Source organism: Micromonospora sp. NBC_00821 (assembly GCF_036347035.1).
Lineage (GTDB): Bacteria > Actinomycetota > Actinomycetes > Mycobacteriales > Micromonosporaceae > Micromonospora > Micromonospora hortensis.
In genome coordinates this window covers 3529679-3556126 of sequence record NZ_CP108880.1, presented here as the reverse complement: position 1 = coordinate 3556126, position 26448 = coordinate 3529679, and the positions used below count along the sequence as shown (strand labels likewise).

General features: G+C 70.4%; 29 protein-coding genes. 18 read left to right on the top strand and 11 right to left on the bottom strand.

From position 1 onward, the window contains the following. The first annotated feature begins 347 nt into the window (after positions 1-347). From OHB44_RS16280 to OHB44_RS16270, 3 genes are all read left to right on the top strand, one after another. Positions 348-1115, top strand: a complete 768-nt coding sequence (locus OHB44_RS16280) for an ABC transporter ATP-binding protein (protein WP_210781706.1) — start codon at positions 348-350, stop codon at positions 1113-1115. Further along, positions 1115-3670, top strand: a complete 2556-nt coding sequence (locus tag OHB44_RS16275) for an ABC transporter permease (RefSeq protein ID WP_238685821.1) — start codon at positions 1115-1117, stop codon at positions 3668-3670. Before OHB44_RS16280 ends, OHB44_RS16275 begins: the two co-directional genes overlap by 1 nt. 151 nt (positions 3671-3821) lie before the next feature. Continuing rightward, a complete protein-coding gene (locus OHB44_RS16270; RefSeq protein WP_210781704.1) occupies positions 3822-4199 on the top strand; it encodes a carboxymuconolactone decarboxylase family protein in 378 nt (125 codons plus the stop codon). Between the two features lie 46 nt (positions 4200-4245). On the opposite strand, the gene OHB44_RS16265 is transcribed toward OHB44_RS16270, so the two are convergent. Further along, positions 4246-4902, bottom strand: a complete 657-nt coding sequence (locus tag OHB44_RS16265; RefSeq protein ID WP_330441238.1) for an HAD family hydrolase — start codon at positions 4900-4902, stop codon at positions 4246-4248. Between the two features lie 121 nt (positions 4903-5023). Next, positions 5024-5767, bottom strand: a complete 744-nt coding sequence (locus OHB44_RS16260) for a neutral zinc metallopeptidase (RefSeq protein ID WP_238685822.1) — start codon at positions 5765-5767, stop codon at positions 5024-5026. Positions 5768-6042: 275 nt separating this feature from the next. On the opposite strand from OHB44_RS16260, the gene OHB44_RS16255 reads away from it, so the two are divergent. After that, on the top strand, positions 6043-6405 hold the full coding sequence (locus OHB44_RS16255) for a hypothetical protein (RefSeq protein ID WP_330441153.1): 363 nt from the start codon (positions 6043-6045) through the stop codon (positions 6403-6405). 6 nt (positions 6406-6411) lie between these two features. Here the strand turns inward: OHB44_RS16255 and OHB44_RS16250 are convergent, their stop codons facing one another. Continuing rightward, positions 6412-6621, bottom strand: coding sequence for a hypothetical protein (locus OHB44_RS16250; RefSeq protein ID WP_238685824.1), 210 nt, complete (start codon positions 6619-6621; stop codon positions 6412-6414). A gap of 212 nt (positions 6622-6833) precedes the next feature. Between OHB44_RS16250 and OHB44_RS16245 the strand changes: the two genes are divergently transcribed. Further along, positions 6834-7235, top strand: coding sequence for a YciI family protein (locus OHB44_RS16245; protein WP_210781700.1), 402 nt, complete (start codon positions 6834-6836; stop codon positions 7233-7235). A 4-nt stretch (positions 7236-7239) separates the two neighbouring features. Then, positions 7240-8496: an RNA polymerase sigma factor gene (locus OHB44_RS16240; RefSeq protein WP_442932697.1), complete on the top strand. Its 1257-nt coding sequence runs from the start codon at positions 7240-7242 to the stop codon at positions 8494-8496. Positions 8497-8544: 48 nt separating this feature from the next. Here the strand turns inward: OHB44_RS16240 and OHB44_RS16235 are convergent, their stop codons facing one another. Further along, positions 8545-9645 (bottom strand): calcium:proton antiporter, encoded by a 1101-nt coding sequence (locus tag OHB44_RS16235; RefSeq protein WP_238685827.1) that lies wholly within the window; start codon positions 9643-9645, stop codon positions 8545-8547. Between the two features lie 111 nt (positions 9646-9756). Between OHB44_RS16235 and OHB44_RS16230 the strand changes: the two genes are divergently transcribed. Next, on the top strand, positions 9757-10119 hold the full coding sequence (locus OHB44_RS16230; protein ID WP_238685828.1) for an ArsR/SmtB family transcription factor: 363 nt from the start codon (positions 9757-9759) through the stop codon (positions 10117-10119). Next, complete coding sequence (locus tag OHB44_RS16225) at positions 10116-10619, top strand: SRPBCC family protein (protein ID WP_330441151.1); 504 nt, start codon at positions 10116-10118, stop codon at positions 10617-10619. The genes OHB44_RS16230 and OHB44_RS16225 overlap by 4 nt, the downstream gene beginning before the upstream one ends. Here OHB44_RS16225 and mug read toward each other — a convergent pair. Next, a complete protein-coding gene (mug, locus tag OHB44_RS16220) occupies positions 10616-11185 on the bottom strand; it encodes a G/U mismatch-specific DNA glycosylase (RefSeq protein ID WP_330441150.1) in 570 nt (189 codons plus the stop codon). The two genes, OHB44_RS16225 and mug, sit on opposite strands and share 4 nt — an antisense overlap. Positions 11186-11247: 62 nt before the next feature. Between mug and OHB44_RS16215 the strand changes: the two genes are divergently transcribed. The 4 genes from OHB44_RS16215 (at position 11248) to OHB44_RS16200 (ending at position 18200) form a co-directional block, all read left to right on the top strand. Continuing rightward, a complete protein-coding gene (locus OHB44_RS16215) occupies positions 11248-11991 on the top strand; it encodes a methyltransferase domain-containing protein (RefSeq protein WP_330441149.1) in 744 nt (247 codons plus the stop codon). Positions 11992-12051: 60 nt separating this feature from the next. Further along, positions 12052-13689 carry an alpha/beta fold hydrolase gene (locus tag OHB44_RS16210; protein WP_238685832.1) on the top strand — a complete coding sequence of 546 codons (1638 nt, stop codon included), beginning with the start codon at positions 12052-12054 and terminating at the stop codon, positions 13687-13689. A gap of 404 nt (positions 13690-14093) precedes the next feature. Then, positions 14094-15281 carry a ThuA domain-containing protein gene (locus OHB44_RS16205; RefSeq protein WP_372488376.1) on the top strand — a complete coding sequence of 396 codons (1188 nt, stop codon included), beginning with the start codon at positions 14094-14096 and terminating at the stop codon, positions 15279-15281. A gap of 87 nt (positions 15282-15368) precedes the next feature. Continuing rightward, positions 15369-18200 (top strand): PQQ-dependent sugar dehydrogenase, encoded by a 2832-nt coding sequence (locus OHB44_RS16200; RefSeq protein ID WP_238685833.1) that lies wholly within the window; start codon positions 15369-15371, stop codon positions 18198-18200. 44 nt (positions 18201-18244) lie between these two features. On the opposite strand, the gene OHB44_RS16195 is transcribed toward OHB44_RS16200, so the two are convergent. Next, positions 18245-19012 (bottom strand): helix-turn-helix domain-containing protein, encoded by a 768-nt coding sequence (locus tag OHB44_RS16195; RefSeq protein ID WP_330441148.1) that lies wholly within the window; start codon positions 19010-19012, stop codon positions 18245-18247. 81 nt (positions 19013-19093) lie between these two features. Between OHB44_RS16195 and OHB44_RS16190 the strand changes: the two genes are divergently transcribed. Further along, positions 19094-19480 carry a nuclear transport factor 2 family protein gene (locus OHB44_RS16190; RefSeq protein ID WP_330441147.1) on the top strand — a complete coding sequence of 129 codons (387 nt, stop codon included), beginning with the start codon at positions 19094-19096 and terminating at the stop codon, positions 19478-19480. Here the strand turns inward: OHB44_RS16190 and OHB44_RS16185 are convergent. Further along, entirely contained in the window at positions 19477-20421 is a 945-nt protein-coding gene (locus OHB44_RS16185; RefSeq protein WP_330441146.1) for an acyltransferase domain-containing protein, read from the bottom strand. The genes OHB44_RS16190 and OHB44_RS16185 overlap by 4 nt on opposite strands. 29 nt (positions 20422-20450) lie before the next feature. Further along, positions 20451-21035 (bottom strand): hypothetical protein, encoded by a 585-nt coding sequence (locus OHB44_RS16180; RefSeq protein ID WP_330441145.1) that lies wholly within the window; start codon positions 21033-21035, stop codon positions 20451-20453. A 319-nt stretch (positions 21036-21354) separates the two neighbouring features. Between OHB44_RS16180 and OHB44_RS16175 the strand changes: the two genes are divergently transcribed. Continuing rightward, on the top strand, positions 21355-22275 hold the full coding sequence (locus OHB44_RS16175) for an NAD-dependent epimerase/dehydratase family protein (RefSeq protein ID WP_330441144.1): 921 nt from the start codon (positions 21355-21357) through the stop codon (positions 22273-22275). Positions 22276-22377: 102 nt separating this feature from the next. Here OHB44_RS16175 and OHB44_RS16170 read toward each other — a convergent pair whose 3' ends face one another. Then, entirely contained in the window at positions 22378-22818 is a 441-nt protein-coding gene (locus OHB44_RS16170) for a VOC family protein (protein WP_238685839.1), read from the bottom strand. Positions 22819-23081: 263 nt separating this feature from the next. Here OHB44_RS16170 and OHB44_RS16165 point away from each other — a divergent pair, with 263 nt between their 5' ends. Then, the gene (locus OHB44_RS16165; RefSeq protein ID WP_266302635.1) at positions 23082-23600 is read left to right on the top strand and encodes a hypothetical protein; all 519 of its coding nucleotides are present in this window, start codon (positions 23082-23084) and stop codon (positions 23598-23600) included. A gap of 33 nt (positions 23601-23633) precedes the next feature. Continuing rightward, entirely contained in the window at positions 23634-23912 is a 279-nt protein-coding gene (locus tag OHB44_RS16160; protein ID WP_238685841.1) for a hypothetical protein, read from the top strand. Between the two features lie 6 nt (positions 23913-23918). Here OHB44_RS16160 and OHB44_RS16155 read toward each other — a convergent pair whose 3' ends face one another. Further along, positions 23919-24671 (bottom strand): MBL fold metallo-hydrolase, encoded by a 753-nt coding sequence (locus tag OHB44_RS16155; RefSeq protein WP_330441143.1) that lies wholly within the window; start codon positions 24669-24671, stop codon positions 23919-23921. A gap of 333 nt (positions 24672-25004) precedes the next feature. On the opposite strand from OHB44_RS16155, the gene OHB44_RS16150 reads away from it, so the two are divergent. After that, entirely contained in the window at positions 25005-25499 is a 495-nt protein-coding gene (locus tag OHB44_RS16150; protein WP_238685843.1) for a hypothetical protein, read from the top strand. 70 nt (positions 25500-25569) lie between these two features. Here OHB44_RS16150 and OHB44_RS16145 read toward each other — a convergent pair whose 3' ends face one another. Continuing rightward, positions 25570-25782 (bottom strand): hypothetical protein, encoded by a 213-nt coding sequence (locus tag OHB44_RS16145; protein ID WP_266302637.1) that lies wholly within the window; start codon positions 25780-25782, stop codon positions 25570-25572. A 453-nt stretch (positions 25783-26235) separates the two neighbouring features. On the opposite strand from OHB44_RS16145, the gene OHB44_RS16140 reads away from it, so the two are divergent. Further along, complete coding sequence (locus OHB44_RS16140; RefSeq protein WP_266302638.1) at positions 26236-26433, top strand: hypothetical protein; 198 nt, start codon at positions 26236-26238, stop codon at positions 26431-26433. Positions 26434-26448 lie beyond the last annotated feature (15 nt).

Below are 26448 nucleotides of genomic sequence, written 5' to 3'. Positions count from 1 at the left end.
GCCCGGGTACCTCACCCGGCGTACTCGAAGATCCCTCCGTGGGGGGACGGCTGCCGTTGCCGTCGTCACCTACCGTGACCGGAGATGGCTTGGTTCGGTTGACCCTCCTGTGGCGTCAGGTGCAAGTGTCGGTGCTGCCGCCCGCCGCCATGGGGAAAAACGGTCGACCGGCCGTCGACTCAGGGGCAACCCTGATGCGGCATGGGGGTGCACCCGCAGCGGGAAATCCGCGCCGGGTCCCCCCAGGGTCGGACGGGGCGGGCGTAGTCAGCACCGATGATTGAACAGTCGCGCCGGACCATCGGGGGGCGGCGTGCGTTTTCGGACAGACGGAAGAGGTAGATGACGTGACCGCGACGGTAGGCCAGCAGGCGCAGGCCGCGGCCCGGGCGAACGACGTGTGGAAGGTGTACGGCAGCGGCGAGGCTCAGGTCATCGCGCTGCGGGGGGTCAGCGCGGAGTTCGAACGTGGCCGCTTCACCGCGATCATGGGCCCGTCGGGTTCCGGTAAGTCGACGCTGATGCACTGCCTGGCCGGCCTGGACTCGGTGACCCGGGGGACGGTGTCGATCGGTGAGACGACGGTCACGGGGCTGGGCGACGCGGGGCTGACGAAGCTGCGCCGCGACAAGGTGGGTTTCATCTTCCAGCAGTTCAACCTGCTGCCGACGTTGACGGCCAAGGAGAACATCCTGCTGCCGCTGTCGATCGCCGGGCGCAAGCCGGACCCGGCCTGGTACGACACGGTGATCGAGACGGTGGGTCTGAAGGATCGGCTGGACCACCGGCCGGCGCAGCTCTCCGGTGGGCAGCAGCAGCGGGTGGCGTGCGCCCGGGCGCTGGTCTCCCGCCCCGAGGTGATCTTCGCGGACGAGCCGACCGGCAACCTGGACTCACGTTCCGGCGCGGAGGTGCTCAACTTCCTGCGTAACTCGGTCCGGGAGCACGGCCAGACCATCGTGATGGTCACCCACGACCCGACGGCCGCCGCGTACGCCGACCGGGTGGTCTTCCTCGCCGACGGCGAGATCGTCTCGGAGTTGATCGAGCCGACCGCCGAGACGGTGCTGGACACCATGAAGAAGCTGGACACCGCGGCCGAGGTGGGCAACTGATGTTCCGCGCGACGCTGAAGAGTCTGCTGGCCCGTAAGGTCCGGCTGATCCTGTCCGGCCTGGCGGTGGTGCTCGGGGTGATGTTCGTCTCCGGCGCGTTCGTGCTCACCGACACGCTGGGTCGCTCCTTCGACTCGGTCTTCGCCGACGGTTTCTCCGAGATCGACGTGAACGTCGCGGCGAAGCCGAAGGTGCAGGTCAACGAGATGGAGGGCGAGCAGACGGTCGCCCCGCTGCCGGCCGCGCTGGTGGACCGGGTGAAGCAGGTGCCGGGGGCGGCCTCGGCGACCGGTGTGGTCAACGCCGACGGCGCCCGGGTGATCGGCAGCAACGGCAAGGTCGTCACCTCGTTCGGTCCGCCGCAGTTGGGCGAGAACTGGACCGGCGAGAGCGAGTTGCTGAAGCTGCGCGAGGGGCGCGCGCCGCAGGCCGAGGACGAGATCGTCATCAACAAGGCGCTGGCCACGGCCGCGAAGGTGCAGGTCGGCCAGAAGGTTGGCGTGCTCACCGCGTTCGAGTCGAAGAAGCGGGACTTCACACTGGTCGGCGTCTTCGGTTACAGCGGTGACCGGGACTCGATCGGCGGGGTCAACGAGGTCTTCTTCACCACTCCGGTGGCGCAGCGGCTGATGCTGGGCGAGCCGGATGTGTTCAACAGCATCACCGTGCAGGCCGCCGACGGGGTCTCGGACGAGAAGCTGCGCGACGACGTTGCCCGCACCCTGGGCGCTGACTTCGAGGTGAAGACCGGCGAGCAGGTGGCCGCGGACGCCTCGGCCAGCCTGAAGGAGGGCCTGTCCTTCTTCAACAAGATCCTGCTCGGCTTCGCCGCGGTGGCACTGCTGGTGGGCACCTTCCTGATCCTCAACACCTTCTCGATCATCGTGGCGCAGCGGACCCGGGAGTTGGCGCTCATGCGCGCCATCGGGGCCAGCGGCCGGCAGATCATCGGTTCGGTGGTGCTGGAGGCCATCGCGGTGGGGTTGATCGCGTCGGTGCTCGGCCTCGCCGCCGGTATCGGGGTGGGCGCGCTGCTGGCGTTCCTGTTCGGCAAGCTCGCCGGTGGGCTCACCTTGGCCGGGATCGGCGTGCCGGCGGCCGCGGTGATCGGTTCGTTCGCCGTCGGTCTGGTGATCACCGTGGTGGCGGCGTTGCTGCCGGCGCTGCGGGCGTCCCGGATCCCGCCGATCGCGGCCATGCAGGACGTGGCCACCCCGGACCGGCCGTTGACCAAGATCACGGTGGCCGGGTCGCTGGTCACCGGCGTCGGCGCGGTGCTGCTGTTCCTCGGGCTCAGCGGCAACGCCGGCGGTCAGACGCTGTCGACCATCCTCGGTGGCGTGCTGTTCGCCTTCATCGGGGTGGCGCTGCTGACCCCGTTGATCAGCCGGCCGGTGGTGAGCCTGCTCGGCGCGATCTTCTCCTGGTCGGTGCCGGGCAAGCTGGGCCGGCTCAACTCCGGGCGCAACCCGCGTCGCACGGCGATCACGGCCGCCGCGCTGATGGTCGGCATCGCGCTGGTCACCGGCGTCACGGTGATCCTCGACTCGGCCAAGGGCAGCATCAGCGCGCTCGCCCAGGACACCATCAAGGCCGAGCTGGTGATCGCCGGGCAGCAGGGCGGCCCGCGTCCGCCGACCTTCGACCCGGGTGTGCTGGACCAGGCAAAGGCCCTGCCCGGTGTGCGGTTGGTCGACGGCGAGTACGGCGACATGGGGCGGATCGACGGCGAGAGCACCTGGGTGGCGGCGAGCAGCGACATCGCGTCGCTGCGGCAGATCTTCGGCGCGAAGCCGACCGCCGGTGACATCGACCGGCTCGGGCCGACCCAGATGCTGGCCAGCTCGGACACTGCCACGTCCCGTGGCTGGTCGGTGGGCTCCACTGTCAACGTGCAGCTGACCCGGGGCGAGGCACGCACCTACACGATCAGCGGCATCTACGAGTCGTCGCAGCTGACCAACCCGGTGACGCTGCCGGCGACCGCGGCGAAGGACTTCGCCATCCCGCAGCCCATCCAGGGCTTCATCCAGCTGGACCCGGGCACCCGCGTGTCCGACGTGCAGCCGCAGGTGGAGGCGTTGCTCGCGGACAGCCCCGAGGTGTCGGTGGCGGACCGGGACGCGTTCATCAAGCAGCAGACCAGTTCGCTCGACGGGCTGCTCACGATGATCCAGATCCTGCTCGCGCTGGCAATCGTGATCGCCGTGCTGGGCATCATCAACACCCTTGCCCTGTCGGTGCTGGAGCGGACCCGCGAGTTGGGTCTGCTGCGGGCCATCGGCCTGCGCCGGTCCCAGACCATGGGGATGATCACCGTGGAGGCGGTGGTGATCTCGGTGTTCGGCGCGCTGCTCGGCGTGGTGGTGGGCACCGGCCTCGGCGCCGCTGTGGTCGAGGCCCTCAAGGACGAGGGCATCACCGACCTGATCCTGCCGTGGGGGCAGATGGGTGTCTTCCTCGGTCTCGCCGCCATCATCGGCGTGGTGGCCGCGGTGCTCCCGGCCGTCCGGGCGGCCCGGATCAACGTCCTGGGTGCCATCGCCCACGACTGATCGGCACTTCCGAGGCCCCCGGTCGCCGCGCCGGGGGCCTCGGCCTGTCCCATTCGCCCTCGGCCACCCGTGCGCGACTGCCAGGCTGGTGCTGCCGGCAGGGCGCCGGCCCGCCCGCGAGCCGGGCGGCCGGAGATCCGGGGCCGGTGACATGACCGATCAGGACGCGTACCAGCTGGCACTCGACAACGCCGAGCGGCTGCTCGGGCAGCCGTTGGTTCTGCCGCTCGGCGAGGGTGAGCCGGAGGTGGGGCACGACTTCCGTCGTCTCGCCACAGTGCAGACCTTCGGCGCGGCCTGGCCCCGGGAGGGCCTGGACCTGCGCAGCCGGTGTCTGGTCTCGGTGGCGATCGCCGCCGCCCTCGGCACCCACGAACCGCTGCGCGGGCAGCTGCGCATCGCGCTGACCTCGGGGGTGAGCCGGGAGGAGATCGTCGAGCTGTTCATCCACCTGGCCGCGTACGCGGGGGCGGCACGGGCGTTCGACAGCTACCAGGTGGTCGCCGCGGTCTTCGCCGAGCGCCGGTGACCCCGGCCGGTCGGGAGCCGAGCGGCGCCGACCCGCGCCGGGCGGGTCAGCCGGTCGCCGCTGCCCGATCGGTCAGCAGCGCCGCGAGCAGCGCCAGGTCCACGCCGGTCAGGCTTTCCACCTGGTGTACGCCGACAGTGCTCGGCAACGCCACCTCCGCCGGTACGGCCAGGACCGCCGCGCCCGAGGCGAGCGCGCTGGCCACCCCGGTCGGTGAGTCCTCGATCGCCACGCAGCGCTCGATCGGCACACCCAGCAGCCGGGCGGCGGTCAGGTAGGGCTCGGGGTGTGGCTTGGCCGCCACCACCTCGTCGCCGGCGACCACCGTGTCGAAGTTGTCCCGACCGAGGGTGTCCAGCGCGATCTCGACCAACGCCCGAGGGCTTGACGTGACCAGCGCGGTGGGGATTCCCGCCGCCCGGACCGCGCGCAACAGGTCGAACGCGCCCGGCCGCCAGCGCAGACCGGTGCGGAACAGCTCGAGGATCCGGGCGTTGATCCATGCCGCGCTGATCTCCGGATCCCGTTCGGGCTGCCCCAGGTCGTCGTGCAGGATGCGCATCGACTCGGCCATGGCGGTACCGATGATCGACTGGCGGGCCTCGACGGAGAGTTCCCCGCCGTACTCCTTGGCGAGTTCCTGCAACGCGACGTCCCACAGCTTCTCGCTGTCGACCAGCGTGCCGTCCATGTCGAAGAGCACAGCGGCGGGGTGATGGCTGCTCAGCGGAACCTCCAGGGTCGTGACCGACACGGGCGATCCTGCCAGCAGCCGCCAAGGCCGGTGGCGGCAACGGGCGCCAGGGTGATCCGGGCAACCCCGTTCAGCCGAGGTCGCACTCCTTCAGGGAACCCTCGTAACCCCGGAAGAACATGTCGGTGCGCTGCTCGGCGGTGCCGTGTGCACCTTCCGCGAACCACGGCTGGTCCGGGTCGTCGCCGACCGCCGCCACCCCCTCCCGGAACTCGTCCAGGTCGCCCTCGGCGAGGGTCAGGGTCCCCGAGCGCACCGAGTCGCCGAGGTACGCCCCGGCCATGCAGTCGGCCTGCAACTCCTGCTGGATGGTGAAGCTGTAGTTGATGCCGAGCCGCACCTGGATGGCGTGCGCGTACTCGTGCCCGAGCAGGTAGAACACGAACGCGTCGCCGACCTGGCGGAACGCCGCCACCGACCAGGCGACGTCGTACGCGATGAAGTCGCCCTGCGAGCAGTAGACGGCGTTGTTGCGGGGCAACGACTGGCCGCCGCAGGACACCTCGCCGTCGCGCTGGTACGGGATGATCCGCCGGATCGGTCGGAACCGCTGCCCGGATTCCTTGAACTGGGCCGCCCAGTACCGCTCGGCGATCGCCTGCGCGTCGGCGACGTCCTGCTCGAACTCGGCGACGCTGGTGGTGCTGTCGGCCCGGGTGGTTCTCGGGCCCGGTGATGCGGCCGACGGGTTCGCCCCGGGGCGCTCGGCCTCCGGCTCGGCCAGTCCACCGCCGGCGCAGGCGAGGGAGACGAGGGCGGCGATCAGCAGACCCGCCAGCGGGCCCCGCGCGTCGCGACCGAACCGTGCCCCCACTGTGCCTCCCCAGACATCGGTGCTCAGGCTGGTAGTACCCCGACGAGAGGACCGAAACGCCCGTCACCGGTTTCACGTACGGCACGGCCGGACGGTTCACCGGACCCGGGCGCGCCGATCGAGGCGGATCTGGACCGGGTGCTGCGGGGCGGATGGGCTGCGGCGCAGCGGGCCCGGTTGGCTGGGTGGTGTCGCACGGCGGGCGCGGGGCGCCGCTGCGGGGCCGCCACAATGCTCCGGGGCGGGTGTCGCCGCCCAGGACAGGAGAGGCTCTGGTGCACGAGCTTGGCAGTCGCAGCCGACGTCAACCGGCGCCGGCGCACGTCGTGTGGCGGTCGCTGCGCTACCCGTACGAGGCCGGCAGCCGGCCCTGGTTGGAGTTGCGCGACGACGAGGTACCGCCCCGGGTGGTGGCGGGCTACGCGCCGATGCTGCTCGTGTGGTCGTCGCTGTGGCCACGCCGACCGTTGGACCGGATCCGCTTCGACCTGACTCCCGGGCTGCCCGGCGGGGACTGCACGCTGCGCTGGACGCTCACCACCGACGGGGAACTGCCGTGCGAGAGCACCCTCGGCCACCTACGCCACCGCCTCAACTACCTGATCAACGGCCGGCTGCGCCGCTCGTATGGCCAGTAGGGTCGCTCAACCAGCCGACTCCCGACCGCGATGCCACGTGTCGCCTTGGTCGCCGTGCCGGTCGGCCTCGTACCGGTGCTGCCGCACGCGAGCGTCCCGCCCAGCCCGGGAGTCGTCGCCCCCGACCTCACCGACGCGCCCCCGCCGCACCACAACGCCAAACGCCACCCCCGCCACGACGACGAAGATCCCCACCACCACCCACACCACCGTCATCCGGCCACCCTAGGCCGCGCCCACCACCCCTGGTCCCCGATGATCATGAAGTTGGTGTCATCCCACTCGGCGTGTCGTGACGCTAACTTCATGATCACCGGTTCGGGTGGAGGGAGGACCCGGCGTGGGTGGGGTGTCCGGGTGGGGAGTTGGGGTTCGACGTTTCCTGTGGGGCGCCGGGGTGGTGTCCTCGCAGGAGGAGGGGAAGAACCATGAAGTACATGATTTTGCTCTACGGGTCGCAGCAGGACTACGACGTGTTGTCGGGGCGGGCTTCCGACCGGCCGGCGATGTCGGCCGAGCAGATCGCGGCGATGCACAAGCACATGGAGACCTTCCACCAGGCGCTGGCCGAGTCCGGCGAGTTGGTCGATGCCCGGGGCCTGAGCGAGCCGGTGCACGCCCGTCGGGTGCAGGTGCGCGAGGGGGCGCCGGTGGTCACCGACGGCCCGTACCCGGAGACGCAGGAGGTCCTCGCCGGTTACACCATCGTGGAGTGCGCCAGCTTCGACCGGGCCACCGAGATCGCCGCCGGCCTGGTCGACCCGGACGCCCCCGGTGGGTACGTGGACGTGCGGCCGGTGCTCGACGGTGTCGAGGACCTGGCCGGCTGACGCGGTGCCGGAGACTCCCGCCGAGGACCTGCTGCGCGAGCTGGCGCCGCAGGTCCTCGGCGCGCTGGTCCGCCGCTACGGGCACTTCGACACGGCCGAGGACGCGGTGCAGGAGGCGCTGATCGCCGCGGCGGAGGGTTGGCCGCGCGATGGCGTACCGGAGAATCCGCGTGGCTGGCTGATCACCGTGGCGTCCCGTCGGCTGACCGACCTGCTGCGTCGCGACCAGGCCCGGATGCGGCGGGAGGACACGGTGGCCCGGTGGGTGCTCCCGGAGCAGTGGCGTGCCCCCGCCGCCGACCGTCCGTCGGCGGACGCCGACGACACGCTCATCCTGTTGTTCCTGTGCTGCCACCCGGCGTTGTCGGCGGCGTCGCAGATCGCGCTCACCCTGCGGGCGGTGGGCGGCCTGAGCACCGCCGAGGTGGCGCGTGCGTTCCTGGTGCCGGAGGCGACGATGACCCGGCGGATCAGTCGGGGTAAGCAGCGGATCCGTGACAGTGGGCCGCGGTTCGCGCTGCCCACCGGCCCGGAGCGGGCTGACCGGCTCGCCGCCGTGCTGCACGTGCTCTACCTGATCTTCACGGAGGGGTACGCGCGCACCGCCGGGCCGGGGTTGGTGCGCGCCGACCTGACCGCCGAGGCGATCCGACTGACCCGTCTGGTGCGCCGGCTGGTGCCCGAGGACCCCGAGGTCACCGGGCTGCTCGCGTTGATGCTGCTCACTGATGCCCGAGCGCCGGCGCGGATCGGTCCGAACGGCGAGCTGGTGCCGATGGCCGAGCAGGACCGCTCCCGGTGGCGAGCCGACCAGATCGCCGAGGGGGTCGAGCTGATCACCGGGGCCCTGCCGCGCGGCGTGGTCGGGGCGTACCAGCTCCAGGCGGCCATCGCGGCCGTGCACGACGAGGCGCCCAGCGCGGCGGCCACCGACTGGGCGCAGATCACGGCCCTGTACGAGGTGCTCCTCGGGATGTCCGACAACCCGGTGGTGGCGCTCAACCACGCGGTGGCGGTGGCCATGAGCCGGGGCGCGCCGGCCGGGTTGGCGCTGCTCGCCGACCTGGCCGACGACCCTCGTCTCGCCGACGACCCGCGACTGCCGGCCGCCCGCGCCCACCTGTGGGAGCTGGAGGGTGAGCGGGTCACCGCGCGGGAGGCGTACCGGATGGCGGCGGCGCGCTCGACGAACCTGGCGCAGCAGCGCTACCTGAACGCCCGCGCGGAGCGCCTGGCGGGCGACCCGCCGCCCGCCGGCTGATCCGCAGGGGCCGTGCGGATCAGGGCCGGAGCCGCAGGCCCGTGCGGGTCACGGGCTGGCGGCCAGGAAGACGAAGGCGGCCATCAGCACCAGGTGTACGCCGCCCTGCAGCACGTTGGCCCGGCCGGGCACCACGGTGAGCACGGCGGTCACGGCGGTGAGCGCGAGCAGGGCGAGCTGGGTGCCGCCGAGGCCGAGCAGCAGTGGGCCGTCCAGCCAGATCGAGGCGATCGCTATGGCCGGGATGGTCAGGCCGATGCTGGCCATCGCCGAGCCGAGCGCGAGGTTCAGGCTGATCTGCACGCGGTCGCGGCGGGCGGCGCGGGCGGCGGCCAGGGTTTCCGGCAGCAGCACCAGCAGGGCGATGATCACGCCGACGAAGGCGTGCGGCAGGTTCGCCGCGGCGACACCGGCCTCGATGGTCGGCGAGACGGTCTTGGCGTCGCCGACCACCGCGACCAGCGCCACCAGCAGCAGCCCCAGGCTCATCAGCGCCGCGCGGGTGGTGGGCGGCTTGGCGTGCTCCTCGGCGTCGATCACCTGGCCCCGGCTGTCGACCGGCAGGAAGTAGTCACGGTGTCGGCCGGTCTGCACGAGCACGAACAACCCGTAGAGCGCCAGCGAGGCGACGGCGGCGAAGGCGAGCTGGGCCGGGCTGAACTCCGGGCCTGGCCGGGCGGTGGTGAAGGTCGGGATGACCAGACTCAGGGTGGCCAGGGTGATCACGGTGGCCAGAGCCCCGCCGGTGCCCTCCGGGTTGAACACCGCGACGCGACGGCGCAACGCCCCGAGCAGCAGGGACAGGCCGAGGATCCCGTTACAGGTGATCATGACGGCGGCGAAGACGGTGTCCCGGGCGAGCGACTGGGTCTTCTCCGGCCCGCTGATCATCAGCGTGACGATGAGGGCGACCTCGATCACGGTGACCGCGACGGCGAGCACCAGAGACCCGTACGGCTCCCCCACCCGGTGGGCGACCACCTCCGCGTGGTGCACGGCCGCGAGCACGGCACCCCCCAGCAGCACCGCGACCACCACGATGATCGGGCCGGGCAGGTTCCGCCCCCAGGTCACGATCAACACCAGGACAGCGAGCACGGGTACGGCGAAGGTCCAGTCGGTCAGGCGGGAGCGAAGCAGGGCGGCCATGCCGTACAGGGTGCCAGGTCAGGTGATCATGTGCCCACCATCGACGCATCGGTGCGGGGTGGCGGTGGTCCACAGCGGCAAAACCCGTAACTTATGGGTTACGCTTCAGGGGTGGATGAGGTGGCCGTCGCGATCGCGGACCCGGTACGGCGGCACATCCTGACCATGTTGCGCGCCGAACCCCTCTCCGCCGGCGAGATCGCCAAGCGGTTCACGATCAGCCGACCCGCCATCAGCCGCCACCTGCGGGTGCTGCGCGACAGCGGGTTGGTCCGTGACGAGCTGGTCGGACGGCGGAGGATCTACCGGCTCGACCCGGGCCCGATCGCCCCGCTGCTCGACTGGCTCACCGGGCTCACCACAGTCGACAGGTGGGGCCGGCACCTCGACGCGTTGGAGACCGAGGTCTATCGCACCCGCCGAGAGCGCCGCAGCCGCGGCCCGGCGGAGCACCGAAGGGAGCACACGGCATGACCCGCACACCCGCCGGACGCCTGTTTCAGACCGACACCGGCCACGATCTCGTCCTCACCCGGACCTTCCGCGCTCCGGCGGCGGACGTCTGGGCCAGCCTGACCGATCCGGAGCGTACGGCCCGCTGGTTCGGCCCGTGGGAGGGCGACGCCGGGCCCGGACGGACCATCCGGGTCCAGATGGCGTACGAGGAGCAGCAGCCCTGGTGCGAGATGCGCATCGACGCGTGCGAACCGCAGCAGCGCCTCGCCGTGTCGATGGTCGACGACTACGGCAGCTGGCTGCTGGAGCTGTCGCTGACCGAGACCGACGGCACCACCGAGCTGCGGTTCGTCCAGCACCTCACCAGCGTGGAGGGCATCGCCGAGGTCGGCGCCGGCTGGGAGTACTACCTGGACATGCTCGTCGCCTCCCGGGACGGTTCGCCCCGCCCGGAGTTCGACGACTACCACCCGGCGATGCAGCCCTACTACCAGGGGCTGGTCGCCACGGCCGGCTAGGGATCGAGGGCCCGCCGCAGCTTGGCGAACTCGGCGGTCAACGCCGGCAGCGGGAAGTGCGCGTTCAGGCCGCTGGGGTTCGGCAGCACCCAGACCCGGGCCGGCCCCAGCCGGTCCGGTCGCGGGCCCAGCGCCGCCTGCGGTCGGGCGAAGGCGATCCGGTACGCGGTCACCCCGAGGATCGCCACCCAGCGCGGCCGGTATCGCTCGGCCTTCACCGCCAACCCGGTCACACCGGCCACCAGTTCCTCCGGGGTCAGCTCGGCGGCGCGGGCGGTGGCCCGGTTACTCAGGCTGGTGATGCCCAGGCCCTGCCGCAGCAGCTCGTCGCGTTCCCACGAGTGCAGCTGGCGGTCGGTGAACCCGGCTCCGTGCAGGGCTGGCCAGAATCGGCTGCCCCGGCGGGCGAACGGCTCCCCCACGGCGGCCGAGTAGAGGCCCGGGTTGTAGCCGCAGAACAGCACGCGCAGCCCGGGTCCGATGATGTCCGGCAGACCCCGGCCGGCCGCCGCCGCCACCTCCTGCGGGGTCGGCCGTCGCGCCGGCCCCGCACGCTCCGCGTCCACCCCACCGATCCTGCCGTAAGCCCCGGTGCCGGACCCGACACACGGCTTGGGACCCTCAACGGATGCAGTCAACCGACCACCTCGCCGCCAGCCGTTACTCGCGGATGCGCTGGAACACTCCGCTCTCGCCGGAGCACGCCGCGTTGCTGCTGCAACGGCTCGACGTCCGCCCCGGCGCGCGGGTGCTCGACCTCGGCTGCGGCTGGGGTGAGCTGCTGCTGCGGGCGGTCGCCGCCGGCGGTGTCTCCGGCCCGGTCGCGACGCGCGGCGTCGGCGTCGACACCGACGAGGCAGCGCTCGCCCGAGGACGGCGGCTGGCCGCGGGGCGGTCACTGAACCGGCACGTCGCCTTCGTGATGGGGGAAGCGGCGGCCTGGCAGGAGCCGGCCGACCGGGTCCTCTGCATCGGCTCGGCACACGCCTTCGGTGGCACCGAGGCCGCCCTCGACGCCCTCGCCGCAGTGGTCCGGCCCGGTGGGCGGCTGCTGTTCGGTGACGCGTACTGGGAGCGGTCCCCCAGCACGGAGATCGCCGAGGTCTTCGGCCCGGAGGTGCCGACCCTTGCCGGGCTGGTCGAGGCCGCCCGCGAGCGGGGCTGGCGGTTGTTGCACCTGAGCACCGCCGACCAGCGGGAATGGGACGACTTCGAGTCCACCTGGCTCGCCGGCCGGCAGGAGTGGCTGCTGGCGTACCCGGAGGATCCCCGTGTGCCGGAGGTCCGGGCGGAACTCGACGACCGGTTGCGCCAGTACGTCGGCGGTTACCGGGGTGTCCTCGGCCTCGGTTACCTCGTCCTCGGCCGCTGACCGTCCGCAGTTGACGCCGCTGACCGTCCGCAGTTGACGCCGCTGGCTACGCTGCGCGTGGTGAGCGCCGGATCTCGTCTCGCCCTGCCCTGGCGGATCCTCGTCGTGGCCACCGCCGCCGTGCTGGTGTGGTTGTTCCTGGGCGTCCTGCTCGATCGTGACTACGACCGGCCCACCCATGCGATCGGGGCTGTCCTCACCACAGTTGTCGTCGTACCCCTGGTGGTCGTCGCCCGTCGCGTCCTGGACCGGCGGCCGTGGGCCGGCCTCGGGATGCCGTCGCTGCGCGCCGGCTGGCGGCGTCTGCTGTTCGGCATGGCCTGCTGGCTCGTGCCCGCCGCGGTGGGGTTCGCGCTCTGCCTCGGTCTCGGCTGGGTTGAGATCAGTGTCCGGACGTCCGTCGGGGACGTGCTGCGGGTGGCGGCGCTGCTGGTCGTGCTGGTCTTCCTGAAGGAGGCGCTGCCAGAGGAGCTGATCTTCCGCGGGTACCTGCAACACAACCTCGCCACCCGGCTGCCCGCCTGGCAGGCCGCCGTCGGGCAGGCGCTGCTGTTCACAGTGTTCGGGTTCCTCGTCGGGGCGGCGAGATCCGTCGACCGACTGGCGCTCTTCTTCGTCTTCGCGCTGCTGCTGGGCGCCTTCCGCGCCGCCACCGGCGACATCTGGGCCGGCATCGGCCTGCACGTCGCGTTCCAAACTGTCGCTCAGCTGTTCGGCGACGTCGGGGCGGTCTTCGACGTGGTCGGCGCGGACGTCCTGGGCGTGGTGGCCATGGGGGCCATCCCGTTCTCAGTCAGCTGGTTGGTCCTGCGACACCACTACCGGGACCGCCTGAACTGGCGCGCCCTGCACCCGAGCCGGTGCGTTGAAGGGCTGAAGCCTGGGCGTTTGGCCCACCGCCCCGACCGGCGTGGGGAAGAGTGGCGGGCGAGAGCTGTCGTCGACCAGCGAGCGACGGCACGGCGTCGTGCGGAGGTTCTTCGGATGAGCGACACGTCTTCGGCCACGCCCGCCCGCAACGTGGTCCTGGTCCACGGCGCGTACGCCGACGGCTCGTCCTGGTCCGACGTCATCCCGCTGCTACAGCGGGCCGGGCTGACGGTCACCGCGGTGCAGAACCCGCTGACCTCCCTGGCCGACGACGTCGCGGCCACCAACCGCGCCCTCGACCGCCAGGACGGCCCGACGGTGCTGGTGGGCCATTCCTGGGCCGGCACGATCATCAGCGAGGCCGGCAACCACCCGAGGGTCACCGCCCTGGTGTACGTGGCGGCCCGCGCGCCGGACGCCGGCGAGGACTACAACGCGCTCGCGGCGAAATATCCCACGCCGCCGGCGAACGCCGGCCTCGTGCACCACGACGGGTACGCGCAGCTCAGCGAGAGCGCCTTCCTGGCCGACTTCGCCGGTGGAATCGAGGAGGCCCGCGCCCGCGCCCTGTACGCGGTGCAGGGCCCGATCGCCAAGGACCTCTTCCAGGGCCGCACGACCACGGCCGCCTGGCGGGATCGGCAGTGCTTTTACTCGATCTCCACTCAGGACCGCACTACAGCGCCGGAGCTGGAGCGGTTTCTGGCCGATCGGATGAACGCCACGACCATCGAGGTCGAATCATCGCATCTGGCCATGGTCACGCACCCGGAGACGATCGCCGACCTCATCCTGATGGCGACCCGCGGCACCCGCAGTCCCGCGTAGGGCCGCAGCGGTCGGACGCGCGACGGCCAGCCGGCAGCGCCACGAGGTGCCCGGCGAGCCGTTCTCGATCTTCGTCGGCGGCCATACACCGACCATACGTCATACGTCTCACCTCAGCAGTGCCGTCGGCCGTGCGCGGGCGCGCTCGGCCCGAAGCGCCTGGGCTTGACGGGGCGTAGACATCGGAGGTTTACTGCGTCAACGATGCCAGTCGATGAATTCTGATCGTCCAATGTGGGTGGTCTCCGTCATCGGCTGGTTTCAGCAAGCCCACCCCCGCACCCCCACCATCCCGCACCACCTCAGCCGAGCATCGGCGGCCCGGCTTCCGCACCACCGCCATCGCGGCCCCGGCCTGCCCGTGTGCACAGCCTGAGGTCGACGCTCAGCAGAGGAGCAAGACCATGCGTTCCCGTCCCCGCCTGTTGGCACTCGTCACCGGCCTGGCCGTCATGCTGGCCAGCCTGGTCGCACTGCCGACCCCCGCCTCGGCGGCACCCCTGACCAAGGTCCTGGTGTTCAGCAAGACCGCCGGCTTCCGGCACTCGTCCATCCCCAACGGCATCGCCGCGATCCAGCAGCTCGGCTCGGCCAACGGCTTCACAGTGACCTCGACCGAGGACGCCGCCCAGTTCACCACCTCCAACCTGGCCCAGTACCAGGCGGTGGTCTTCATGTCGACCACCGGCGACGTCCTCAACGCCAGCCAGCAGAGCGCGTTCGAGTCGTACATCGCCGCCGGTGGTGGCTACGTCGGCGTGCACGCCGCAGCCGACACCGAGTACAGCTGGCCGTGGTACGGCTCGCTGGTCGGAGCATGGTTCGACTCGCACCCGGCGATCCAGAACGCCACAGTGAAGATCGAGGACCAGACCAACCCCTCGACCGCCCACCTCGGCACCACCTGGGTCCGCTCCGACGAGTGGTACAACTACCGCACCAACCCCCGGTCCAGCGCCCGGGTGCTGGCCAGCCTCGACGAGTCGTCCTACAGCGGCGGCAACATGAGCGGCGACCACCCGATCACCTGGTGCAAGGCGTACGGCGGCGGGCGTGCCTGGTACACGGGCCTCGGCCACACCGAGGCGTCGTACACCGACCCGAACTTCACCCGGATGCTGCTCGGCGGCCTCCAGGTCGCCGCGGGCTCCGTGACTGCCGACTGCTCGCCGCGCACCACGACCCCGCCTCCCACCGCCAGCGGCTCCACCCTGCGGGCCCGCGCCAACAACCAGTACGTCAGCTCCCCCAACGCCACCACCGCGCTGATCGCCAACAAGACCTCGGTGGGCACCACCGAGCGGTTCGACCTGGTGAATCTCGCCAACGGCAACGTGGCGCTGCGCGCCAAGGGCAACGGGCAGTTCGTCGCCGCCGAGAACGCCGGTGCCGCCGCGCTGATCGCCAACCGGGCCACCGCCGGCTCCTGGGAGACCTTCCAGCTGGTCCGCAACTCCGACGGCACGGTGAGCCTGCGGGCCACCGTGAACAACCGTTACGTCGCCGCTGACAACGGTGGCGGGTCCCCGCTGATCGCCAACCGGACCTCCATCGGTCAGTGGGAGAAGTTCGACCTGGTCACCACCAACTGACCTGGTCCCCCCGCTCGTCTCCACCACCCCACCTGGTCGTGGTGCGCCCCCGCGCGCCCGTCCACCGGTCGTCGAGAAAGGACGATCATGCTCTCGTACCCCCGGCGCTGGCCCCGGGCGCTCTTCGCGGCGGTCCTCACCGTCGCGAGCGCGGCCCTCGCTGTGGCTGCACCGTCCACCGCCCAGGCGGCGGTGATCCCCGCCTCCGACTATCAGCAGGTCAAGCTCGCCACCGGCTCGGGCGAACTCGGTGAGGCCATGTCCCTGGCCGTCCTGCCGAACCGCTCGGTGCTGCACACCGCTCGCAACGGTGTCCTGCGGGTGACCGACGTGGCCGGCAACACCAAGGTCTCCGGCACCCTGTCGGTCTACACCCACGACGAGGAGGGGTTGCAGGGCGTCGCCGTCGACCCCAACTTCGCCAGCAACCGGTGGATCTACCTGTACTACTCCCCCACGCTGAGCACCCCGTCCGGAGACGCCCCGACCACCGGCTCACAGTCCGACTGGGACCGGTGGAAGGGGCACCTGCGGTTGTCGCGGTTCACTCTCAACAGCGACGACACGCTCAACCTGGGCACCGAGAAGATCGTGCTTCAGGTCGCCAACGACCGTGGGCAGTGCTGCCACGTCGGCGGTGACCTGGACTTCGACGCCGCCGGTAACCTGTACCTGACCACCGGCGACGACACCAACCCGTTCGAGTCGTCCGGCTACGCGCCACTTGACGAACGGACCAACCGCAACCCGCAGTTCGACGCCCAACGCTCGGCGGGCAACACCAACGACCTGCGGGGCAAGGTGCTGCGGATCAAACCGCAGGCGGACGGCACGTACACGATCCCGTCGGGCAACATGTTCGCGCCCGGCACCTCGGGCACCCGCCCGGAGATCTACGCGATGGGTCTGCGCAACCCGTTCCGGATGAGCGTCGACAAGGCGACCGGTGTCGTCTACCTCGGGGACTACGGCCCCGACGCCGGGTCCACGAACTCGAGCCGTGGCCCCTCCGGTCAGGTCGAGTTCAACCGCATCGCGGCGCCCGGCAACTACGGCTGGCCGTACTGCACCGGCAGCAACACCAGCACGGAAACATACAATGAATACACCTTCCCGTCCGGGCCGTCGCAGTCCAAGTACAACTGCTCGGGTGGGCCGACCAACAACTCGTTCCGCAACACCGGGCTCGGCACGCTGCCTGCGGCGAAGCCGGCCTGGATCAAGTACGCGGGCGACTCCGGTTCACCGTCGGAGTTCGGCAGCGGCTCGGAGTCGCCGATGGGTGGGCCGGTCTACCGGTACGATGCCTCGCTCAACTCCAGCATCAAGTTCCCGGCCTCGCTGAACGGTCAGTTCTTCGCCGGTGAGTACGGCCGCCGCTGGATCAAGGCCATCGCTGTCAACTCCGACGGCTCGCGCGGGGAGATCTCCAACTTCCCGTGGACCGGCACCCAGGTCATGGACATGACCTTCGGCCCGGACGGCGCCCTGTACGTGCTGGACTACGGCACCGGCTCGAACAACCAGGCGCTCTTCCGGATCGAGTACATCGGTGGTGGCAACCGCAGCCCGATCGCTGTCGCCTCGGCGAACCCCACGTCGGGGGCCAACCCGTTGACCGTCAACTTCTCGTCGGCCGGCAGCTCCGACCCCGAGGGTGGCGCGCTCAGCTACCTGTGGACCTTCGGCGACGGCACCACGTCGACGGCGGCCAACCCCACCAAGACGTACACCACGAACGGCTCGTACAGCCCCACCCTGAAGGTCACCGACCCGACCGGCCTGTCCGGCACGGCGAGCCTGATCGTCACAGTGGGCAACACCGCACCCACGGTGTCCCTCACCGCGCCCACCGACGGCCAGCTGTTCACCTTCGGTGACACCGTGCCGTACCAGATCTCGGTGAGCGACCCGCAGGACGGCACCATCGACTGCTCCAAGGTGAGCCTGACGTACGCGCTGGGCCACGACAGCCACGCCCACCAGATCACCTCGAAGACCGGGTGCAGCGGCACGATCACCGTCCCGACCGACGGTGAGCACGACTCGGCGGCCAACATCTACGGGGTCTTCGACGCCGCGTACACCGACAACGGTGGGCTCACCACGCACAGCATCAAGACGCTGCAACCGAAACACCGTCAGGGTGAGCACTTCAGCGCCCAGTCCGGTGTCCAGGCCACCGACCACACCAATGCCGAGGGTGGCCGCACGGCCGGGTTCATCGAGAACAACGACTGGATCTCCTACCAGCCGTACAACCTGTCCAACGCGAACCGGTTCACCGCGCGGGTCTCGTCGGCCGGCGCCGGCGGCACCATCGAGGTTCGCGCCGGGTCGGCCACCGGGTCCCTGCTGGGCACCGCCACGGTGCCGGTGACCGGTAGCTGGGAGACCTTCGTCGACGTCTCCACCGCCATCAGCAACCCGCCGAGCGCGTCGACCACTCTGTACCTGGTCTTCAAGGGTGGCTCGGGCAACCTGTTCGACGTCGACGCGTTCACCTTCACCACCGGTACCAGCACCCCCAGCGGAGGGATCACGCTGCGGGCGCAGGTCAACAACCAGTACGTGTCGGCCGTCGGCACCAACCCGCTGATCGCCAACAAGGCGAGCGTCTCGACGTCCGAGCAGTTCGATCGGGTGGACGCCGGCAACGGCAACATCGCCCTGCGGTCGCGCGCCAACGGGCTGTACGTCTGCGCCGACAACGCCGGCGCCAATCCGTTGATCGCAAACCGCACGACGATCGGACCATGGGAGACGTTCCAGATCATCAACAACTCCGACGGGACTGTCGGTCTGCGGGCTCTGGCCAACAACCAGATCGTGGCCGCCGAGAACGCCGGGGCCGGATCACTGATCGCCAACCGGACGTCGGTCGGGTCCTGGGAGAGGTTCGTCCTGACCACCGGCTGACCAGCATGTGATGGGCCCGGCCTGGGCGGTTACCAGGCCGGGCCCTACCGTGTGAAGTAGGCGGCGCTCTGCTGGTCCGCGGGGTAGTAGGACTCGACAGCGATCTCCTCGACGGTGATGTCCATCGGGGTGCCGAACGTGGTGATGGTCGAGAACAGCCGCAGCTCGCGTCCACCGATCCGCAGGATCATCGGGATCACCACGTCGGCGTCGACCCGTTCGTCCGGCGGCTCCTCGGGCAGCGGGCTCAGCAGTTCTTCGTAGAGCGCCGTGAGTTCCGGATCGGGCGCGGCGGCGAGCTGGCGCGAGATCCGGCTGCGGAACACCGCCCGTACGTCGGCCAGGTTGACGACCAGAGGGGCGAGCCCGCGCGGGTGCAGGCCCAGCCGAACCAGGTTGACCGGTGGCCGCAACAGGTCGGGTGCCGCGTAGGCGAAGAACGGGTCGACCGCGCGGTTGGTCAGCACGATGTTCCACCGGCGGTCGAAGACCAGCGCCGGATACGGCTCGTGCGCCCGGAGCACCCTGCGGACCGCGTCGAGGGCACCCGACAGGGCGGCGTCGTCGAGCGGGCGCTGCGCGTACCGGGGCGCGAATCCGGCGGCGAGCAACAGCTGGTTGCGATCACGCAGTGGCACGTGGAGTTGCTCGGCGAGCCGGAGGACCATGTCGGCGCTCGGCGTGGACTTGCCGGTCTCGACCAGGCTGACGTGCCGAGCCGAGACATCCGCGGCGATCGCCAGGTCGAGTTGGCTGAGCCCTCGACGCTTGCGCCACTGGCGCAGGAGTTCCCCGACCGCATACACGATCATGAGCCTACTCAACGTCGCCCGGGACGCCATGAAGTGCGATGTCATCGACAAGCGCACGAGGCCGGGGAAACACTTGCGGCCATGACCACCGAGAACAAGAGCATCGTCGGGCGGGCGTTGGCGGGGCTGGTCGACACCGGCGACGTCGACACGCTCGCGTCGTACCTGAGCGAGGACTTCACCCATCACCGGTCGGATTCGACGACCTCGACCAGGGCGCAGTGGCTCGCCGCGGTCCGCGCCGCGCTGGGCCCGACCGCCGGCATGCGGGTCGACATCCTGCACCTACTGGCCGACGGTGACCACGTCGTGGTGCACTCGCGACGCCGACTCCCCAATGGAGGGCCGCAGATCGTGGTCGTCGACATCCTGCGGGTCGCCGACGGACTGATCGCGGAGGTGTGGGAAGTCATCGAACCGGCGGCCCACACCGCCGCCAACGGCGCCTGGTGGGACGCGGGTGCCTAGATCGGGAAGCGGCCGTGGCGCCAGTGCCAGTGGCCGCCCGCCCGGAGGTGGTCGATGATCGCGCGTTGGAGCACCGTGCGGCGCGGCAGCTCGTCGAGCGGCGTGGTCAGGGTCCGGAACCCGAACCGCAACACCTCGATGTCGGCGTCCAGCCCCGCCGACTCGTCGTAGGGCGCCAGCTCGAACCGGCGCTGGAACCGCACGATGTTGGAGTCCTCCGGAAGGTACTGCCGCAGTTGCGGGTCGAGCAGCCACGAGGCGCAGGAGAACGCGGTGTAGCGCTCGTCGGGGAAATGCCTGGGAAAGAACGCGCGGGCCTCGTCGAGGGACGCCTCGACCGCCTCCGGGGTCAACGGCCCCGAATCGGGGACGTGCAGGCCGATGGCGCCGTCGCCACGCTGGTGCTGTAGCCGGCCCAGCTCGTAGACGCTGCCGCGTGAGTGCAGCGTCAGCCAGCTCTGCATGATCGGCCAGCCCTCGCCGCGCATCCGCCGGTCGATGGCGAGGTTGCGGCCCAGGTCGGCCAGGGTCACCCAGGTCACGGCGTCGGGGATGCCGTGGTCGCTGTGGTACCCGCGCACCACGTCGACCAAAGCCAGGTACGCGTACACGTAGAGATGGCGCCAGGCAGGGCCTCGCTCTCGGGGCAGCTCCGGGCCGGGCGACAGCCATTCGTGGCCCGCGAGGTCGGCGCGGACCAGGGCGGTCGAGCGGTCGAGCAGCCAGCGCAGCTCCGGAGTCCAGAGCGGGGAGTCGGGGTCGGGCCAGCCCGCCATGATCTCGGCGGCGTCGTCCGGCGGCACGGCGAGCTGGTCGAGGAGCGCGGGGGCGTCGGCCTTGGCTGGCAACGGAGCTGACGGCCCGTCACCGGCGAGCCGGTGCACGCGGTCGACCTCCTCGACGGGCACCCCGAGCCGGGCGGCGGTGTCGTCCAGATCCACGCCGACGACCATACCGGCCGACGGGCTTCTCAGGAGTCCGCAGGCACCCCGGCGTCGAGCTGCCCGATCATGGGCGCGAGGAGGTCGTTGAGCTCCCGGGCCACCACCGCCACGGCCCGGCGTGCCGCCGCGGCGACCTCGCCGTCCGGACCGTCGGGCGTTGGCGGCAGGTCGTCCAGCGGGACCGGCGCCTCCACCTGGAGCAACGCGCGCAGATGCGGGCGGCGCGTCTGGTCCTGCTCGGTGGGTGTGGTGAACTGGCCGAACAGCTCGGGCCAGTCCTGCCAACCACGGTCGCGCTGCCACTGCTTGGTCCAGGTCAGCTCGGCCGGCCAGCGGGAGGCCACTGTCACCGCGCAGACCAGGCTGCCGTCCCACGGGCTGCGCGCGCACGTCGCCGAGATGATCCGCCGATGCCACCGGACGAAGCCCGGCGACAGCTCGGTGGCCAGCCGCCAGGAGGTCACCGCGAACGCCACGGGCGCGAAGTCACCCCAGGTGTCGGCGAACTCGTCGATCCGACGAAACACCTCGGCCTCGTACCGGCCGCTCCCGTCGGTGCCGTGCTCACGGTCGAACTGCTCGTCCAGCCAGAAGGCGCGCGATTCCGGCATCCTCAACCCCGTTTCACAGCGATGGCGTTCCCTACCTCGAACCTAGGCCAACGTCGGGGCTGCCGACGCCATCCTCGCCCGCTGTCAACCTGCGCTCCGGCGAGGTGGCGGCACCCCGCTCAGCCGACGAAGACGCGGAAGGGATGCCCGGCCAGGTCGGCGTACACGCGCAGAGGCTCGTCCGGGTCGTCGATGCGGTCGTACAACAGCCGGCCGCCGAGGCGCAGCACGCGCTCATGCTGGACCAGCAACCCCTCGACGCCCTCGCCACAGCGGCAGCGGCTTGACAAAGGGCGGGTTCCAGAGTGGACGATGCACCGTGCGAATTCTTGTGGTGGGTGGCAGTGGCCTGATCGGCGCTCACGTCGCGAACGTGCTTCGGGAGCGTGGCCATGCCGCGACCACTGTGGCGCGAACCGCCCAGCCGGGCATCGACCATCTGCTCGATGTCGGGGGCGCCTCGATCGAGCAACTGCGGTCTTTGCTCGCCGGTCACGATGGCGTCGTGTACGCGACCCGCACCGAGGAGCAACGGCCGCTGCCCAAACCCATCTATCCCGAGTTCCGCCGCGACAACGTCGACCCGGTGGTACGCCTGTTCACCGCCGCCCGCCTCGAAGGTCTCACCCGGGGCGTCGTGATGGGCTCCTACTACACCTACTTCGACCGACTCCACCCGCAGTGGCGCCTCGCCGAACGGCACACGTACATCCGGTGCCGCCTGGAGCAGGCCCGGGAGGGGCGGGCGGCCGCCGGCGAGGGCCTGCCGGTCGCCGTACTCGAACTGCCCTTCGTCTTCGGTCGGGCCGGCGACCGACTGCCCAACTGGGCCGGTCCGCTGGACCGGTGGGCCCGCTCGCGTACCCCGCTGGTCGCCCCGACCGGCGGCAGCGCCGCGGCCTCCGCCCGCAGCGTGGCCGAGGTCGCGGTCGATGCCCTGGAGCAGGCCAGCGGCGCGGACATCCCGGTCGCCGACGAGAACCTCACCTGGCACGACATGATCGGGCGCATCGCCGACGCGGTGGGCCGACACCGCCGGGTCGCGCGGATGCCGTCCGGCGCAGCGAAGGCCGCGCTGCGACTCGGCGGCTTGGCGCAGACCCTCGGCCGCAAGGAGTCGGGGGTGAACCCCAGCTACCTCGCCGACCTCCTGCTCGCCGACCTGTTCATCGAACCGACGAGCGGTCGACCGCTGGATCCGGCCCTACGCGAGACCTTCCCGCGCGACGCGGGGGCCTAGCGCGCCCCAAGATCCGCGCTACTTCAGGGATGTAGTGGCCTCCACCGCTCGCGAGGCCCCTACATCCCTGAAGTTGCGGGCGGGACGGGCCGGCGGCGGCCGTCAGCGGAGCTGTTCGGCCAGGCCGACGATGATTCCCTCGGGGCCGCGGACGTAGCAGAGCCGGTAGACGTCCTCATACCGCTCCAACTCCCCCACGAGTTCGGCGCCGTGGCCACGCAGCCGGGTGATCACGTCCTCGATGTCGTCGACGGCGAACATGATCCGCCGGATGCCCAGCGTGTTCGCCGGCGCGTTCTTCGGTTCCCCGCCGATCGCCGTCGGCCGGTGGAACATCGCCAACTCGACCTTGCCGTGGCCGTCCGGGGTCCGCAGCATCGCGACCTCCTGCCGGACGTCGTCGATCCCGATGACACGCTCCACCCACCGCCCCTCGACCGGTCCTCGCCCCTCCAACTCCATGCCGAGTTCGACGAAGAACGCGATGACCGCGTCGAGGTCCTCGACAACGATGAGGACGTTGTCCATCCGCTGGATCGCCATGCTGGATCTCCCTGCTCTGGTGCGGTCACGGTGACCGCATCCTCCCCGAGGACGGAGCCGCTCAGCCGTTCTCGACATCCAGAGCGGACTGCCTTTTCGCGTGACGGGCCCGCTAGCCATCCATCAGCGTCCGCACTTCGGCGGGCACGGTGACCGCGGCGCGGGCGTTGGTCGTCGCTGGTCGCCATTGGCTAGCCTTCGACGGCCCGGCGACGGGCCAGGGACGTGTAGGAGGCCGGATGTTCGAGGTGACGGGACCCGTCATGACTGATGCTGGCATGCAGGTGCTCTGGAACCCCGAGGGCTTCGCCTCGATCGTCGACGACGACTCATGGGAACGCTCGTTGCTCAACGACGATGACATCCTCCAGCACGTCCTGGCCGGCGTGCTCGTGCCGATCAACCTGGGGGACTCGGCGTTCCAGTTCGTGGTCCGTGTCGGCGACTCCCAGCAGGCTGCGGACCTGACAGAGCGCGAGCAAGATCGTCTCGTCGTCGCATCGGAGCCGTACCTCATCACCTCAGCCGGGTCGCTCTACCTGAGCGGACTGGAAGACGTCTCCGCAATCCCGGACGAAAAGGCCCGACACGTGGCCGCGCCCGCCGGCCGTTACGCGGTGACGGTCAACCTCATCGACTGGGAGAGCGAGCCGGACTCGCGGGCACCGACTGGGGACCCCTCACCATGCGCGTTGCCGGATTTCGTCCTCCTGTTGACCGCGCCCACGTGGCCGGAGCCGGCCTTCCGTCAAAGCTTGCAGACGCTTCCTCCACCGCCCTAGCGTCGGCCGCACGGCGGCTGGAAGGTTGAGCAGGTGAGGCTGAAGAACGAGTCGGCGGCAGGGCTCGCCGAGGCGCGCCTGGCTGAGTGGCGACGCGTCAACTACGGCGACTGGCGCGCGATGCTCGATGACAAGGATGCACGCCACGCCACCGGCGATGACGGCAGGCGGTACCGCGTGGTCAGCTACGCCCTTGACGACGGCGATGGGCGCATCCGCATGTCAGTCGCCGTGGATGACGGGACCTGGTCGGCCTTCGTACCGCTGGTGCGAGACGAGATCATGAATCCGGACGGCACATTCGTCGAGTGAGGGAGATCAGCTGTCTGGTGCCCCAAGCATCAGGGTGAGCCCTTCCTCAGCCGCCAGTACGGCACCGTCGAACTCCACCTGCGCGGCGGCCACCGCGGCTGCCCGGTCGTTACCTGGCCAGAAGTGGGTGAGCATCAGGCGGCGGGCACCCGCGCGGCGAGCCCACAGACCGGCTTCGGTGGAGGTCATGAGGTTACGGGTGGGACGGCTGGTCTCGCCGTCGTGGTCCGTCGCCTCGACGATGAACAGGTCGGCGCCACGGCCCAGTTCGGCCAACGCGGGAGTCGGCCCCGTGTCCCCGGAATAGGCCAGGGCAATTCCGTCGGCCTGCAGCCGGATGCCTGCGTTGGGCACGAAGTGCGGCAGGGACAGCCCGGTGAGGTCGAACGGCCCGACCCGGTAGCTGCCGGGTAGTGGGTACAGGTCGAAGACCGCGTGCAGGTCGACATCGGGCTCCACGCCGCTGAGCCGGTCGAGCACGCCGGGCGGGCAGAACAACGGCAGCCGTGGTCCCCCCGATTGACCGTAGAACCGCATCCTGAACAGACCGTGCAGGTCGACGCAGTGATCCGGGTGCTCGTGGGTGATGACGACAGCGTCCACCGCACCGTCGGGCCAGTGCCTGAGCAACCGCGGCAGTGTGGCGTAGCCCAGGTCAAGCACTACGCGGAAGCCATCCCAGTCCACCGCGAAGCCGCTACAGGCCCGACCTGGCTCGGGAAAGGCACCGGAACTGCCGAGCACTGTGACCTGTCGCATCCATCCAGCGTGTCATCTGTGAGCGTTGGCGTCGGCGCAGCAGCACGGCCGTCACCAGGTAGCCAACGCCAAGCAGTGCTGCCAGCACGGCAGAAGCCCTCCAGGATGAACCCCTGCTTGGGTGTCTTCGCTGTCTGCCACCACGGGCTACCGACCGGTCCCACGTACTCAATCCTGCCCTTGTCACGGAGGCCTGGCAACGGCATCGTCCTTGGCCCTTGTTGCCCCCTGCTGACTGGGCATGCATCGGGCACCCGATGGCTTCGGTGGCTGCTCGCGGCCTCGGGCTGCGCTCCACTCGTCCGCGTTGCGACGCGTTGACACCATGACGTCATGGTGCCAAGCCCAGATGCGAGGCCGGACGAGACTCAGATCTCCGAACAGGTGCTCACGGCAACCTATGCGGTCGTCGCAGCTCGCCGGACCGCTTTCGACACAATGACGTGGCAGGTACCCGCCCTGGCCACCGCGGCTCAGGCGTTCCTTCTGACGCTCGCGCTCGGTCCGGAGACGGCGCGTCCGGCCCAAGCGGTGGCGGCCACCCTGGCTGCCGCCTTGACCGGCCTGTCCGCCCAACTCATGATCAAGTACCGGCGCCTGGAGTTGTCCGACAGCCGGCTGTTGGAGCGGATCGAGCAACAGCTGGGCTTGGACCAGATGCTTGGGCTGCCACCGCACTCGGCTGTACGCGAGCGTCTCGGAGACAACCAACCCTGGTGGGTTCGGCTATCGTCGTTCCGGCTGTGGCTGCTTGGGGTTGCGGCGTTCAGCATGGCCGACGTGGTGATAGCGATCGACGCGCTGGCGGGGCTTGAGCTTTTCCGCTAAGTCCGCAGCCGTTGCTGGCAGTCGCGTCCTCCGTCGTCCGCTGGTTGAGCGGGCCGCGCTGTGCGAATGATCAGTCCCGGTCCCACTCCGTCGAAGCGCTGAGCACGAGCGGGATGGTGTCGGCCAGCTCTTGCGGTCCTTCGATCTGCCACGCACGTACGCAGCAGCCGCAGCCGGTCTCCGCGATCGACGTCAACGACCCGCGATATCGCGCGATCCAACTCTCGGCGTCGGCCACCTCATGAGGGATGTCCACGCGAGCCATCATGCTGAATCGAGACATGACGAGACCGTAGCGGGAACGCACCCACTGCCCATCCGTCAGAGCTCAGCGACCTGTCAGATGTTCATCGATGCGGCCAGCCCTGACAATCGACTTCAAGACAGGCCCTGAGTCCCGGCTCCCGCGGCTACCACTGCCGACGCCATTCGAGGGCACCCCAATACGCCACGGCCGGGACGTCTCCACGCTGGACGTACAGCACCTCACCCTCAACCCACCAGACGTCGCCGGCACGAAGGAAGACGGGAGATGCCAACGTCAGGGCAACTCGACAGCCGTCGGAACTCCCGGGCAAGCCTCCAGGGCGTCCACCAACTCCGCCCTGCCTGCCTTGACGGCCTCGGTCTTCACACGACAATCTTGCCGGTGCCCGGGTAGCCCGGCGACCCCTTGACCCCGGGCAACAACCACGACGCTTGACGCCCCGCGGTGTCATTCCTAGCTTTGTCGCTCATGAGCTGGACCACCGTCGGCGACGTGCTCCTGATCTCAGCCGAGGCGTTCGACGCGCGCACCGTCGGGACCACACCCCAGCGGGCGCTCGTGGACTGGCCACGGTGGAGCCCGACCTCGGCTCAACCCATGCGGACCAGGCCACCGGGCACAGCTCGGAGGCAGCTGACGGCCTGGTCCGGGCCGCCGACGGCCTGAGGTGCAGCTCGGGGG